14 protein-coding genes and 1 tRNA gene are annotated in these 13,832 nt (G+C 59.6%); 4 read left to right on the plus strand and 11 right to left on the minus strand.

Features of this window, described 5'->3' with window-relative positions; genetic code table 11:
* The first annotated feature begins 215 nt into the window (after positions 1–215).
* The gene (locus tag AC0L3H_RS09920; RefSeq protein ID WP_473585329.1) at positions 216–1,379 is read left to right on the plus strand and encodes a M20 aminoacylase family protein; all 1,164 of its coding nucleotides are present in this window, start codon (positions 216–218) and stop codon (positions 1,377–1,379) included.
* 102 nt (positions 1,380–1,481) lie between these two features.
* Here the strand turns inward: AC0L3H_RS09920 and AC0L3H_RS09925 are convergent, their stop codons facing one another.
* Positions 1,482–1,628: a glycine zipper domain-containing protein gene (locus AC0L3H_RS09925; protein ID WP_473585330.1), complete on the minus strand. Its 147-nt coding sequence runs from the start codon at positions 1,626–1,628 to the stop codon at positions 1,482–1,484.
* A gap of 72 nt (positions 1,629–1,700) precedes the next feature.
* Positions 1,701–2,000 (minus strand): DUF768 domain-containing protein, encoded by a 300-nt coding sequence (locus AC0L3H_RS09930; protein WP_027153425.1) that lies wholly within the window; start codon positions 1,998–2,000, stop codon positions 1,701–1,703.
* Between the two features lie 151 nt (positions 2,001–2,151).
* On the opposite strand from AC0L3H_RS09930, the gene AC0L3H_RS09935 reads away from it, so the two are divergent.
* A tRNA-Arg gene (locus AC0L3H_RS09935) sits at positions 2,152–2,228 on the plus strand.
* A 427-nt stretch (positions 2,229–2,655) separates the two neighbouring features.
* Here AC0L3H_RS09935 and AC0L3H_RS09940 read toward each other — a convergent pair.
* From AC0L3H_RS09940 to AC0L3H_RS09955, 4 genes are all read right to left on the minus strand, one after another.
* A complete protein-coding gene (locus tag AC0L3H_RS09940; protein WP_473512103.1) occupies positions 2,656–3,321 on the minus strand; it encodes a methyltransferase family protein in 666 nt (221 codons plus the stop codon).
* Positions 3,305–4,123 carry a sterol desaturase family protein gene (locus AC0L3H_RS09945; protein ID WP_473585331.1) on the minus strand — a complete coding sequence of 273 codons (819 nt, stop codon included), beginning with the start codon at positions 4,121–4,123 and terminating at the stop codon, positions 3,305–3,307. Before AC0L3H_RS09945 ends, AC0L3H_RS09940 begins: the two co-directional genes overlap by 17 nt.
* Before the next feature lie 347 nt (positions 4,124–4,470).
* Positions 4,471–4,953, minus strand: coding sequence for a hypothetical protein (locus tag AC0L3H_RS09950; protein ID WP_473585332.1), 483 nt, complete (start codon positions 4,951–4,953; stop codon positions 4,471–4,473).
* Between the two features lie 173 nt (positions 4,954–5,126).
* Positions 5,127–5,390: a hypothetical protein gene (locus tag AC0L3H_RS09955; protein ID WP_473585333.1), complete on the minus strand. Its 264-nt coding sequence runs from the start codon at positions 5,388–5,390 to the stop codon at positions 5,127–5,129.
* Between the two features lie 398 nt (positions 5,391–5,788).
* Between AC0L3H_RS09955 and AC0L3H_RS09960 the strand changes: the two genes are divergently transcribed.
* Both AC0L3H_RS09960 and AC0L3H_RS09965 read left to right on the plus strand, forming a co-directional pair.
* Positions 5,789–7,534, plus strand: coding sequence for an alpha/beta hydrolase (locus AC0L3H_RS09960; protein WP_473585334.1), 1,746 nt, complete (start codon positions 5,789–5,791; stop codon positions 7,532–7,534).
* Between the two features lie 115 nt (positions 7,535–7,649).
* Entirely contained in the window at positions 7,650–8,744 is a 1,095-nt protein-coding gene (locus tag AC0L3H_RS09965) for a helix-turn-helix transcriptional regulator (protein WP_473585335.1), read from the plus strand.
* A gap of 147 nt (positions 8,745–8,891) precedes the next feature.
* On the opposite strand, the gene AC0L3H_RS09970 is transcribed toward AC0L3H_RS09965, so the two are convergent.
* The 5 genes from AC0L3H_RS09970 to AC0L3H_RS09990 all read right to left on the minus strand — a co-directional run bounded on the left by AC0L3H_RS09970 (position 8,892) and on the right by AC0L3H_RS09990 (position 13,815).
* Positions 8,892–9,950, minus strand: coding sequence for an ABC transporter ATP-binding protein (locus tag AC0L3H_RS09970; RefSeq protein ID WP_287235656.1), 1,059 nt, complete (start codon positions 9,948–9,950; stop codon positions 8,892–8,894).
* Positions 9,951–9,994: 44 nt separating this feature from the next.
* Positions 9,995–10,816 (minus strand): carbohydrate ABC transporter permease, encoded by an 822-nt coding sequence (locus AC0L3H_RS09975; protein WP_023797160.1) that lies wholly within the window; start codon positions 10,814–10,816, stop codon positions 9,995–9,997.
* A complete protein-coding gene (locus tag AC0L3H_RS09980) occupies positions 10,817–11,755 on the minus strand; it encodes a carbohydrate ABC transporter permease (protein WP_473585336.1) in 939 nt (312 codons plus the stop codon).
* Positions 11,755–13,092, minus strand: a complete 1,338-nt coding sequence (locus tag AC0L3H_RS09985; RefSeq protein WP_287066541.1) for an ABC transporter substrate-binding protein — start codon at positions 13,090–13,092, stop codon at positions 11,755–11,757. Before AC0L3H_RS09985 ends, AC0L3H_RS09980 begins: the two co-directional genes overlap by 1 nt.
* Positions 13,093–13,155: 63 nt before the next feature.
* Entirely contained in the window at positions 13,156–13,815 is a 660-nt protein-coding gene (locus tag AC0L3H_RS09990) for a GntR family transcriptional regulator (protein WP_091593158.1), read from the minus strand.
* Positions 13,816–13,832 lie beyond the last annotated feature (17 nt).

Raw genomic sequence — 13,832 nt, forward strand, 5'->3', positions numbered from 1 at the left:
CGCCTCTTGCCGCAGTCGCCTCTGGCTCCGTAAGATTTGTTACGCGATCGCCAGCATGGTGATCCGGTCCCTCTATCCGGATCACTATCTTGCGGTGCTATTTAGCCTATGTGACGTCAAGATGGCAAAGTGCCTGAATGACAATTCTAAAACAGCAGGCACAATTGCAAAGCAGCAGGCAGAGCCCGTCTGCTCCAACAGCGAGATGGAACATCATGCCGATCCTGAACCGCGCCGCCGAAATGCAAGACGAGGTCGCCGGCTGGCGCCGCCATCTGCATCAGACGCCAGAGCTGAATTTCGACGTCTTCGAGACCGCCGCCTTCGTCACCGAGAAGCTCAAGGCCTTCGGTTGCGACGACGTGGTGACCGGCCTCGGCAAGACCGGTGTCGTCGGCATCATCCGCGGCCGCCTGGGCGAAGGCACGAGCATCGGCCTGCGCGCCGACATGGATGCGCTGCCACTCAACGAGATCACCGGGAAACCCTACGCCTCGACCATTCCGGGCAAGATGCACGCCTGCGGCCATGACGGCCACACCGCGATGCTGCTCGGCGCCGCCAAATATCTTGCCGAGACGCGCAATTTCGCCGGCTCCGTCGCAGTGATCTTCCAGCCGGCCGAAGAAGGCGGCGGCGGCGGCAACGAGATGGTCAAGGACGGCATGATGGAGCGCTTCGGCATCTCCAAGGTGTTCGGCATGCACAACATGCCGGGCCTGCCGGTCGGACAATTCGCCATTAAGCCGGGCCCGATCATGGCGGCGACAGCCGAATTCACCATCACGGTCAAGGGCAAGGGCGGGCATGCGGCGATGCCGCACGGCACGATCGACCCGATCGTCATCACCAGCCAGCTCGTCGGCGCTCTGCAGACGATCGCCTCGCGCAGCACCGATCCGGTCGAGGCTGTCGTGGTGTCGGTTACGAAATTCCACGCCGGCGACGCCTACAATGTCATTCCCGAGAGCGCCGAGATCGCAGGCACCGTGCGCACGCTGAAGAAGGAGGTCGCCAGGAAGGCTGAGCAGCGTGTGCGCGCCATCTGCGAGGGCGTGGGCGCGGCCTTCGGCGCAACGATCGAGGTCGATTACAAAGCCAATTATCCCGTCACCTTCAACCATCCGGAGGAGACGGTCTTTGCAAGCGATGTCGCCGCTGAAATCGCCGGCGAGGCACAGGTGCAACGCGCCATCCAGCCGGTGATGGGCGGCGAGGATTTCTCCTACATGCTGGAAGCGCGGCCGGGCGCCTTCATCTTCATCGGCAATGGCGACACCGCCGGTCTCCACAACCCTGCCTACGACTTCAACGACGAGGTCATCCCGCACGGCATGAGCTATTGGGTGAAGCTCGCGGAGACGGCGCTGGCCGCTTGATGCATCGGCCATAAACCGCCCTGCGGCTTGATCCGAGGGGTGCGCCGCGATTTGGGATGGCTGCAAGGCGGTCGGGCGCGGGACGTGGCGATGCTCCGATCGTCACTTCCGACCGGACCGCCTCCGCGCAAGACCCAAGGCAATGCCCAGGGCGATGCCGATTCCGATACCCGCAATAATATTGTCCGACCCTACGCCGATAGCCACGCCGATCACAACGCCGAGTGTGATGTGTTTGGCATCCATCATGCCGGGTCATTTAGGGTGGAAGGGGAGAGCTGCAACCGCTGGTAGGCTGCCATCCGATGTTGCCTGGGATCGCTACGGCCCGCTCTTCGGGTCGTCGACCTCCAGCGCCTCCATGACGGGCGCCAGATCACTCTCTTCGGCCGGATCGTCAGCCTGCGGCTGTTCGCCTGTCCGGGCCCTGTTCAGAGCTTTCTCAATGGCCTCTTCGATGTCGCCGATCTCGTCTTGGCGCACCTCGTGACCATAGCCGGCCGCGTCGGCATCCTGCTCGAATTGCTGAACCAGGACGGCCACGCTCACTTCGCTTTCCGCGGGCAGGTTACCGACGTTCTCCTGGAGCCAGGTTTCGAAGAACTCTTTCGTGGCACTCATGCGGGTCTCTCCTTCGGGACACTAAAGCGCGGCGGTGGTCCGAAGTTCCGCTATTTTCCGGCTCATCTTTGCGGTCCACTCGTGACCGGCCGATTGCGTCAAGCTTGCCTCTTGGCGAAACGGTCCGAAGCAGTTATGTGTCGGGCCGCGTGGTCCCGTAGCTCAGTAGGATAGAGCGGCAGATTCCTAATCTGTAGGTCACAGGTTCGATTCCTGTCGGGATCACCATAGTTTTCAATTGCTTAGGGAGCCTTCGCCGTACTTTTTTCTGCGATTTTGTATGGCGAACTTTGTACACGTTGTGGTCGTAGCGCGCTTGGTGTGCGCTTCGTGCTAGCCAGACACCGTTTTCATACGCAACGTGCAGTGCACTCAGGAAAAGACAAAACAGATGACGAGACCAAATAGTTTGCCAAACCCCTGGCTCCTGGACCACGCCCTGCTTCGAGACACGCAACGTCATCACGCCTGTTTCCGTTCCGGTCGCAACGCTTCAATTCGTCAGAAGAACTAGAAGGGAACGCCTTGTAGCTCATGTCCTCAGGCGAGCGTCGAAAGAAGCGCCACAACGGGAAATTCCGCACGGCATATGGCCTGACGCCGTTGCCCGACAAGATACTCTATCGCGATCCTAACCAGGTGGCGCCGGAAACGATCAGCGGGCTGCCTTGACCACTCGAAATGGTAGCAGCATTGGCACTCGCCGTTCGTATTCCTGGTATTCGGGGAACGCGGCGCGCAGCACGCGCTCTTCGTTCACGGCCCGCCGGAACTGAAGCATAAACCAGCAGGCACCGACCGCAACCGACGAGATCGACCAGTTGGCGATGATAACACCGCTGATTGTGATCGCCTCCGCAACATAAAGCGGGTGTCTGACGATGCTATAGGGGCCGGCGATCACGAGCTTTCGAGCTGTCGCCATTATAGAAAATGACCGTCCAAGCCAAAGCAGGCAGTAGGCTGAAAGGATCGTGCCCACCACGATCATCGCGGTTCCAAACAGTCGAACTTCTGTTGGAACGGTTCCGACCGGGAGTACGACCAGCAAGAACATCACAAAGGTTCCCGCGATCGAGACTATGCGCGGTGCAAGGCCCGACGCGCTGGCCTTGGCCGGCAGCCTCACCAGCGTGAAAAAAAGCGACATAGCCATGAAGATCAAGGCAGCGATCCGAGAGATCAATACTAGCGACCATCCTTCGAGACTCTCGCGCGCATTGAATATGCCGCCAATTGTACCTGTTTCCAGCACTACCAGCGCCGAGAAAATAGCCAGGATCGCGGCCTGGCCGGCGAAGTCTTCAATTCGACTGGTCATGATTCAGCTCCGCCATTTGCAAGTCTGATGCGATGGGCCTTTTAGGCGTGGTGAACGGATAGGCGAGTTGTCCCAAATAGGCATCTGGCACCGGCTCGTCGGTCCCGTATTTCGTCGGCATCGCTTTGGGCATGTACATCGTGCCGAATATCGCATCGATGATAGAAAGCTGGCCGGCGAAGTTCTTGTCGATGGCGGCTGGCTCGTTAGCATGGTGCCAATGATGAAAGAGCGGCGAGGCGACCACCCACTTGAACGGCCCAAACCTGATCCTGATGTTCGAGTGAATTAGTAGCGCCTGCCATTGGTAGATCAGCCCAGCGATGATGATTGGCCAGACCGAAAAGCCGAGGGCGTAGATAGGTAGGAGCGACGTCGCCTTGACGAAGAGTTGGTCGAGGGGATGAACACGGTGGGCAGCCAGGGCGTCCAGTTCTTCGATGCTGTGGTGGATCGCGTGAAAACGCCAAAGGAACGGCACAGAGTGGAGCGTCCTGTGGGCGACGTAGAAACCAACGTCCGAGATAACGATCACCTCAATCGTCTGGAGCCATATGGGCTGCGTCCGCACCGTCTCGCCGATGATACTCGGCACGGCTGAATTGATGGCCATCATGCAGGCGCCGACAAAGATCAGAAATCCGATCTTGAACAGCAGTCCGGTCACCAGCAGGTGAAGGAGGTCGGTTACGAACGCCCGTCGCAGGTACCGTCGCCCATCATGCAGCGGCACCAGATGCTCCAGCGGAACGAAGATCATAAAAACGATCAGAATCGCTTTCAGATCGATTATCTCGAACATTATTGAAGCCCACCAAGCGGCTGACGCAGGTATGGCCGAACCGTTTTCCGACGCTGGCGGCCGCGTGGCGAGCGGTCCGGCCGGCTATCTGTGGCCATCACAAGATTGCCGCGGCAAGTGACTAGCGGAACAGATATTTTGATACCTCTGGATTGCCTCGTCGCCACATAACGTTATCCAGGAAGTAGTGGTGCACGTTGATGAATATCCACGCTATGAAGAGGAACAGCGACGAGCCGAGCACCTCTTTATTATAAGGAATCAAAGCAGACAACGCGATCGGGACCAGCCTGAAACCGAGAATCCCAAGAACACTACCAATGATGATAAAGCCCAGCACTCGCAACCTATACATCGGACCAATAATGGACAGGACCTTGAATTCGGGTTCTATAACAGCATCTGAACGGTCGAGCTCTACATTGGTCTGATAAACGCCAGACCACCGCCAGGTACTGCAACGAATGGAGCGCCGGCACCACAAGCAGCCAGAGCGGGTTTATCCTCACAAATAGAATCCAGGCGTATAGAGACACGACGTAAGCGACGACGCCGTTGTACGGTAGCGTGCCACCATGCTTGTGCCAGCGATTGATCAGCATCACGACCGTGGCTGCCGTGGAAGCAGCGGCGGCAAATACGGCAATATTGGTGACCCACGAGGGGGCGGCAAATGTGTAGTAGTCCAAGCCCCAGAATTGCCTTTCGGTGATCACCGCGTTTGTCTGAAGCCAGGCGAACAGCCATACGGCATAGCCGTTGAACAGCAGCACTTTCTTGTCTTGCTCGTTGAAGAACCTGCGCTTCAATACGGCGTCCACCATCAGCATGCCGTAGCCTTGCTTGACATAGTGGCCAGCCCACAAAAAAGGCCATCGCATTGCCAGCATACCCCAGCAGGCGCGCATTCCCCGCTATTGAACCGTAAGCAAAAAAACCGCCCATGATCAGCGGGACGACAATGCCCGCGAAGATGTAACGGACCTGAAGGTTCTTGTCATATCTATCCGTCTCCGCACACCTTCCGCCCGAAATTGCGATAGAAAAGTTGATACGAGTGGGCAAAGTGCGGATGGTTTATCAGATGAGCCAGCAACAACATCGTTGCGCCCACGAAACCTTCGTACTTAAGAGGGACAAAAAACAAGACCGGCAGGATGAGCAACGCGCTCCCGCCAAGCATGAGAAAGTCAGCGACCGGACCAAAAAGATACTTCTGTGGGGCCGCCGCGACAGGAACCGCATCCGCCGAAAGGTGAAGTGCCATATTTATGCCCCTTGGGGAGACTCATTTAACAAGCCCGTCGTTTCCTAACGGTTAACGTGAAACGGTTGTGATCACGATAATTGTTGGTCGTTCCATCGCTGCGGCATTTCTTCATCTTATGCCCGTCGCGATAGCGTTCCAGGCAAAGCGCATTGTGGGATTCGCAATCGCGTGCTTGCCGACGATCTCGTCGGCATGCGCCAACCCGAATGCGACGGCGATCTCGTCACGATAGTCCTGGATTGCTGCCGCGGCCCGACGGAGTAAGTCGGCGCGCTCCACAGGCTCAGGGGTACGGCAACGGTGACAACTGGCCTGACACCACGGTCGCCACGATCCTATACCCAAATGGGTCATGCGCGGCCCATGGAACCATTCTATTATCGATGAGGGGTAGCTTGCTGCGAGCAAAATCGCACTTGGCAATTGGTGGGGCAAGGGGAAACTACGATCATTCCTACGACCGCGCTGATGTCAAAGCTCAGTGGGTGGCGAGCGAATGCCTCAGGCCTTGCTTCATGCTGGAGGGCAACATGCGCGCCTCTTTTCGACGTATGCTCATCAATCTAGATCGAGTACTCCTTAAGCTCGCGTCAGCTGTACTTCTCTTTTGCGCGTGGAGCGGGGATATCCATGCCGGAGAGTTCAAGAAAACGAATTGCTGGTTCGAGGTTCCGCGCGACCGGGGAATGACGTGTGGGACTCTCAATGTCCCTGAAAACCGCAAAAAAGCTTCTGGGACTGAAATCACTCTATCGGTGGTGGTCTTCGAACCCGACCGCGAGCGGCATGAGCCCATTGTGTTTCTCACGGGCGGGCCGGGCCAGCCCACCGATATTGGCGACAGGGAAGACATCGAGGCATGGTGGCAGTTCATAAGTGATCAAAATTGGATGATCGGGCGCCGGGTGGTCGTGGTCGACCAACGAGGGATAGGAAAGTCAATTCCCAGGCTGAGCTGTTCGCGATACTTCAAGGCCGATCATTGGAACTCCATTTCACTAAGCGTCGATGCCGAGATCAGCTTTGACAAGCTCATGAGAGATGAGGTGGTCGCGTGCCGAAGCGCGCTGATAGCAAAGGGCATTGACCTCTTCGCTTACAACACCACCGAAAATGCAGCAGACGTCAACGACGTTCGGAAGGCTCTTGGCATAAGGAAGTGGGTACTCTACGGCATCTCTTACGGCACAAGAGTTGCCTTGGAAGTGATGAACGAGCATCCAGAGGGCGTCTCGGCGAGCATTCTGGATTCCGTTCTTCCCCTTGATATCGACTACCTCAAGGAAGATGGGCGAAATCTGGATCGTTCTTTGCGACTGCTGGAACGAGATTGCCAAAAATCAAAAAATTGCATGCGCGGACTAGGAGACGCGGTGCGAGCGATCGTAAAGCAGCTGGACAAACAGCCGGTGCTTTTGCGGAGCGACGACAGGGAAAACGCTCCCGCTCAGTACAGATATGTCTCCGGCGCGGATTTTCTCGAGCTTATATTCGGGTTGCTATATGATCGTTACGCTATCGAAGATCTTCCAAAGCTAGTCGAGAAAACATACGAAAACGATTTCAGACCGCTTGCGGATATGATCTTTGAACATGACGATACCGAGATTGCCCAGGGCATGGATTTTTCGGTCACTTGCTCTGAGACCAACAGATCCGAGCTGCCTGACAAGCGCCTCGAATACTGGACGAAGTGGATCGGAGAGGCCGACTATACCTGGGTTTGCCCGCTTTGGTTTCCCCAGGGAATGACGGTTTCGCAAAAGCATCCTCGCCGCCTGGATATCCCGACCCTGCTGTTGTCGGGAGAGTATGATCCGGCAACACCGACTCACTGGGCATATCGTGCGGCCAAAAGCCTTCCTTTTGGGCAGGTCGTCGTGCTTCGCGGGATTGGGCACGATGTGATCGATTCCGACCCTTGCGGATCGGAGGTTGTCGCCGATTTCCTGGCGAACCCCACACGCAAGCTGAAGACTGGGTGCATTGGGCGGTTGCAGGCTCCGCAGTTCACCACCGCGGCGGAGGAGCAGTGGCAGGAGCCAGCAACGCAGCGGGCTGCGGCGATAAGGTCGCCAAAGCAGATGAGGTCGCCGTTCCGGTTCAGGCATCGCTCTTCAACATCGCCCAAAAAACACTAATTCCCTGGCGGCAAGCGCCGCCAAGCTGCATCACGATCGCGGGCGGCCCCGAGACGGTCCGACTCGCTATCCAAGATTCGGTATGTTTAGATAGGTGCCTACCAAGGGGCTGGCGGTGGGCGCTGCTTTCGATTTTGACGCGATCGGTGTTGCCTTTGTCGAGGCAGCCCTCGATCCATCACGCTGGGATTCCGCGATGGAGGTGGCAGAAAAGGCCACCGGGAGCGCCGGAGCGCTGCTCTTCGACATAAAAGGGCATCTGCCACTCGTGCCTTGCAGCCGCACCATGGCCCCTGCTCTCGAATCCTACGTCCGCGACGGCTGGATAAACCGGGACGAGCGGTATCGCCTCATCAACTTCCTCGATCGGAAAGGGGTCACCTCGGAGTTCGACCTCCTGACGTCAGACGATATCGCCAAGCATCCATACTACCAGGAATTCCTCGCGCCATTCGGCCTGCGATGGTGCGCGGCCGTCAAAATCGCCGCCGGAGACGACTTCTGGGCGCTGTCGCTGCAACGGTCAATCCAGCAGGGTCCGTTCACGCCAGACGAGATGAGACAGCTGGCGGACCTTTCGAAACAGCTGGGCTCTGTGGCCGCAGTTGCGCGGGCAATCGGTTTCGGGAGGGCCGACGCGGCACTGGATGCGTTTAGCGCCACCGAAACGCCTGCCGTCATGTTGGATAGGAGCGGCAATGTCCTCCGGTCCAATGCTCCGGCGGAAAGGCTTCTGGGGCGAGGCCTGCAGATTACGCGCCGGCGTCTGGTCTCCTTTGACCGAACCGCGACAGATGCTCTCGACCGATCGCTGAAAGCGCTGCTGTGTTCGCCGGACACGGCCGCATTGATGCCACCCGTGCCACTGCCCAGACTGCAAGGGCGGCCGCTCCTTGCCTGTCCGTTGCGACTGCCGAAAGTCTCCTACAACGCGTTGGCGCCGTGCCAGGCAATCGTCATCCTCATTGATCCTGACGCGAGACCTCCTCCTGCCGAAGCCGTGCTGCAGTCCTGCTTCAGGCTGACAGCGTCCGAAGCGAGGCTGGCGAGAAAGATTTGCGCGGGACACGGCGTTGAAGCGGCAGCCGACGAACTTGGCGTTTCCTATGAGACCGGGCGCAACCAGCTGAAATCGGTCTTCGCGAAGACGCAGACGCATCGGCAGTCGGAGCTGGTCGCGCTCCTCACAAGGCTCTCGAGCGGCCGATAGTTCGGGCAACACCGTTCTGTCCGGTGCCATCGGGCACGTTATTGTCGGTGAAAACGCGTTTGGCGACAAGGCGCCGCAATTGGTACTGCGGCGCTTTTGCGTGAATATCGTCTTCGCGTCAGCGCACCCGCCGCGCAGGCCACGCCATCACATACGCCGACCGGTTTTCGCGTCGAACAGGTGGGCGCAGGCGCGATCGACTTCGATCCCTATCGCCGCGCCCTGCTTGAGCGGCAGCCGCTCGCGGAACAGGCAGGCAATTTCCTCGCCGGCGCAGTCGACCTTGGCGAAGATTTCCGAACCCGTGGCTTCCAGAAGCGTGACCGTGCCCGGCATGCCCTGGGCAGTTGCGCGGATGTGCTCGGGACGGATGCCGTAGACAAGTTCGCGTCCTGCAGCGTCGGTCGGACGGGCGCCTTCCGGCAGCGGCAGGATCAGCCCACCAGCGCTGCGGAACACGCCTTCCTCGATGCGGCCGGCAATAAAATTCATGGCGGGCGAGCCGATAAAGCCGGCAACGAAGAGGTTGGCCGGCTGGTCGTAGAGGTCGAGTGGCGCGCCGATCTGCTCGACCAGGCCGTCATGCAGCACGACGATCTTGTCGGCCATCGTCATGGCTTCGATCTGGTCATGCGTGACGTAGATCGTGGTGGTGCCGAGCCGCTGGTGCAGCGCCTTGATCTCGCCGCGCATCTGGACGCGCAGCTTGGCGTCGAGATTGGAGAGCGGCTCGTCGAACAGGAAGACCTGCGGGTCGCGTACGATGGCGCGGCCCATGGCGACGCGCTGGCGCTGGCCGCCTGAGAGCTGACGCGGATAGCGCTCTAGCAGCTTTTCCAGGCCAAGGATGCTGGCGGCATTCCTGACGCGGCCAGCGGTATCGGCAGGATCGGCTTTCTTGATCTTGAGGGCAAAGCCCATGTTGTCGGCCACGGTCATATGCGGATAGAGCGCGTAATTCTGGAACACCATGGCGATGTTGCGGTCCCGCGCCCGCAGATTGTTGACCATGCGTTCGCCAATGGTGATCTTCCCGCCCGAGATCGTTTCAAGTCCGGCGATCATGCGCAGCAGCGTCGACTTTCCGCATCCCGACGGGCCGACCAGGATGACGAATTCGCCGTCGGCGATATCGACACTGACGTCGTGAATGATCTTGGTGGCTCCGAACGCCTTCTGCACGTTGTTGATGGTTACCGATGCCATTGGATTTCTCCGGGAGAAGAGTGATGTCGAGCTGGAATGCGTCTTCAGCCGCCCTTGACCGCGCCGGCGGTCAGTCCTGCGACGATCTGCTTCTGCGCGAACATGGTCAGCACCAGCACCGGCAGCGTCACCACCAGTGCGGCGGCGGCGAGCGGCCCCCAGCTCACCTGCTCATAGGAAAGCATGTTGTAGACGGCGACCGGCAGCGTCCGCGTCTCACGGCTGGCGAGCACCACGCCAAAGACGAAATTGTTCCACGAAAAGATAACCGACAGGATGAAGGCGACAACGATGCCCGGCTTGGCGATGGGCAGGGCGACCAGCCGGAACACCTGCCAGGAGCTGGCCCCGTCGATGTTGGCCGCCTCTTCCAGTTCCATCGGCGTGGTTTCGAAATAGCCGATCATCACCCAGACCACGATCGGCACCGTCACCACCAGGTGGATGATGATCTGCGGCCAGAGCGTGCCGAGTATCCCGATCCATTGGAACAGCAGAAACAGCGGGATGAGATAGGACAGCCCCGGCGTCATGCGGGCGATCATGATGACGACCGCCGATTTTTCGGCCTTGAGCCGCGCTATGCCATAGCCGGCCGGTACGCCGATCAGCAGCGCCAGCAGTGTCGCCGTGCCGGTGACCAGAACCGAATTCCAGAGATAGAGCAGGAAATTGTTCTCCTCGAACACTTTTACATAGTTCGACCAGGCGAAGCGTTCGGGGATCAGGATCGGCGGATAGGCGCCGTTGTCGATCTCGAATTTCAGCGAAAGCGAGATCATCCAGAGAAAGAAAAGAATCGCCGGCGAGACGATGACCAGTGCCGCGAAAAACAGGCCGATCTGGTTGAGCAATCGTGAGCTCATCTATTTGCCCTCCGCGTCGTTCCACTGCGAGCGCTGGCGCAGCATCAGGAGGATGAAGGACAGCGCCACGATGACGATGAAGAACACCACGGCCATGGCCGAGCCATAGCCGATGTCGTAATAGGAGAAGGCGGTGTTGTAGAGATAGATGTTGATGGTTTCGGACGCCGTGCCCGGCCCGCCCTGGGTCATCGCATAGATGATGTCGAAGCTCTTCAGCGCATCGATGGTGCGGATGATCAACGCAATCATCAGGAACGGCGCGATCATCGGCAAGGTGAGGTAGCGGAATTGCTGCCAGGCATTGGCGCCGTCGATCTCGGCGCTCTCGAACGGCTCGCGCGGCACCGAGGCCAGCCCGCCCAGCACGATCAGCATCACCAGCGGCGTCCAATGCCAGGTCTCGACCGCGACCAGCGAAGGGATGACCGTGTTGGCGTTGAATATCCATTCCTGCGCCGGGATGCCGACCAGCGACAGAAGGTAGTTGAGCACACCGAGCTGGGGATGGAACATCATGGTCCAGACCAGCGCCACGGCAACCGGCGTTGCCATCATCGGCATGACGAAGACGCCGCGCAGCAGGCCGCGCAGCGGAAACCTGGCGTCGAAGATCAGGGCGGCGACAGTGCCCAACAACATCGGCGCTGCCACCGACAGCGAGGTGTAGGTCAATGTATGAACAAGCGATTCCCAGAATCGCGGGTCGCTGGCCAGACGGAGATAGTTTTCCATTCCGGCAAAGCTCCGCGACTGGCCGAGCGTCCAGCGGTTGACGCTCATCCAGAGCGTGAACGCCCAGGGAAAGACGATCACGGCGCTAACGACGACGAGCGCCGGAACGACGAAGGGCCAGTAGTTGGGAGCCAGCCGGATCGTCTGGCTCCCTTCGATGGCTTGCGTCGTCACCCCGGTGCGTTCAGGGGCGATGGCGGACATCAGCCCTGCTCGCTCCTGTCGAGAACCGGCTGGAACTGTGCGGTGGCCTTCTTCAGTTCTTCGGCAGGATCGGCACCGGCAATCATGTTGGTCAACGCCACGCCGTAGATGTCGCGGAACTCGGTGACAGGGATGATCACCGGCAGCGCCAGCCTGCTGATATTGCCGGACTGAACCACTGCATCGAGCCAGCTTGCCGGCATGGTGACGCCTTCGCGCACCTTTGGGTCTTCCAGCACCGACTTGCGGAAAGGCACGCCGGCGCCGGCCTGGAGCAGGCGCGCGCCCATCGCCGGGGAAACCGCCCACTGACAGAACAGATAGGCGGCCTCCTTCTTTTCACTGGAGGCGGTCACGCCGAGGCCGTCGCCAAACGTCCCGGAGGCATGCGCCTTGGGCCCCTTGGGCATGACGCCGTAGCCGACCTTGCCGACCACGCGCGACTTTTCGGGATTTTCCATTGGCGGGGCAAAACCGACGCCATCGAACCACATGCCGATCTTGCCTTGCAGGAAGGCGGACTGCGCTTCCGCCCAATTGAAGCCGGTGACGCCCGGGGGGGCGGACTTGGTCATCAGCCTCTGGTAGAGGGCAGCGGCCTCGATCGCCTCGGGCGTTTCGGTGCGCAGCTTTCCCTTGTCGTCGAGCGGCGTCATGTCGTAGCCGAGCATCAGCGACGTCCACACCGGCGTGTTGGCATTTTTCAGGCCGCGGGCGACGAAGCCGAACGTGTTGGTCGATGGATCGGTCAGCGCTTCGGCGGCGGCCACCAGTTGGTCGAACGATTCAGGGTATTTGAGGCCCTTGGCCTCGAACAGCTCCTTGTTCCAGTAGACGATCCAGTAGTCCACCGAGAAGGGCAGCGAACGCAGCACGCCCTGGTTGTCCTTGGCGAAAAGCATGCCGGCCTCGGCGAAATCGCTTTCGACCAGGCCGGGATCGGTCAGCGTCGGATCGGCGAGATAGCCGGCGATGTCGGCCAGCCAGCCACCCTTTTCGAACTGGCGCTTCTGCACGTGATAGCTCAAATGCACGACATCGAAGCTCGGTCTGCCGGAGCTCAGCTCGATCACCGTCTTCTGCCGCTGCTGCTGTTCCGGCGTCGCCTCGGCATTGACCTTGATGCCGGTCAGTTCCTCGAATTCGGCGATGTATTTCAGGATGGTGTCGCTGCGCGGGCTTTTCACCAGATTGACGTCGAGCGTGGTGCCGGCAAAGCGCTTCCAGTCGACGCCGGCGGAAAAGCTCGGGCGAAGGCCGGCCAGGCCCGCGGCTGCGAGCGCCGTGGTTCCTGCAAGGACTTGCCTTCTTGTTGGCTTGAACGGATTGGACGACATTTCTTCCTCCCTTGGGTTGCTGTCGTTATGGATAGCGTCGCGGCAGCCGCGAACCATACGTCCTCAGATCTGGAGCGCCAACCGGCGCGCATTGTCGATATGCCGGCTGATCGCCTCGACCGCCTTTTGCGGATCGCGGCTCTCGAGCGCTTCGATCACCGTCAGGTGCTCCTGCATCACCGGCACGACGCGCCCATCGATGCGGAAACGCTCCTGGTGGATCAGCCTGATCTTTACCGAATTGACCAGATACGCCTTGGCGATGATCTCGTTGCCCAGCGCATCGATGAAGGTGTCGTGCATGGCCCAATCGATGTTCTGGGCCTTGGCTTCCATTTCCGGCGTGGGCGTCTGCGACAAGGCTTGAGCCAGCATGTCCTCATGTTCGCGCCGCAGGCCGGCGAGCACGGCGTCGGAGGCGTTGACGGTGAACAGCGCCACCGCCTCACGCTCCATGAACAGGCGAAACTGGAAGGCCTCGCGGATCAGGTTGATGTCGATATGGGCGATCTGCATGCCGCGCTGCGGGATGGTCGTCAAAAGCCCTTCGGCCTCGAGACGCGGCACGATCTCGCGGATGGCGCCAAGCGGCAGCCCGGTAAAGGCAACCAGTTCGCGCTGCGACACGAACTGTCCCGGCCGCAGATCGCGGGCCAGCAAATGCCGCGTGAAGCTGGCATAAGCTCTTTCCCTGAGGGTTGCCGGTTCGCTGCTGTCGTCCATTTCAGCGCGCTTCCCTT

The organism is Mesorhizobium sp. WSM4816, assembly GCF_055811535.1.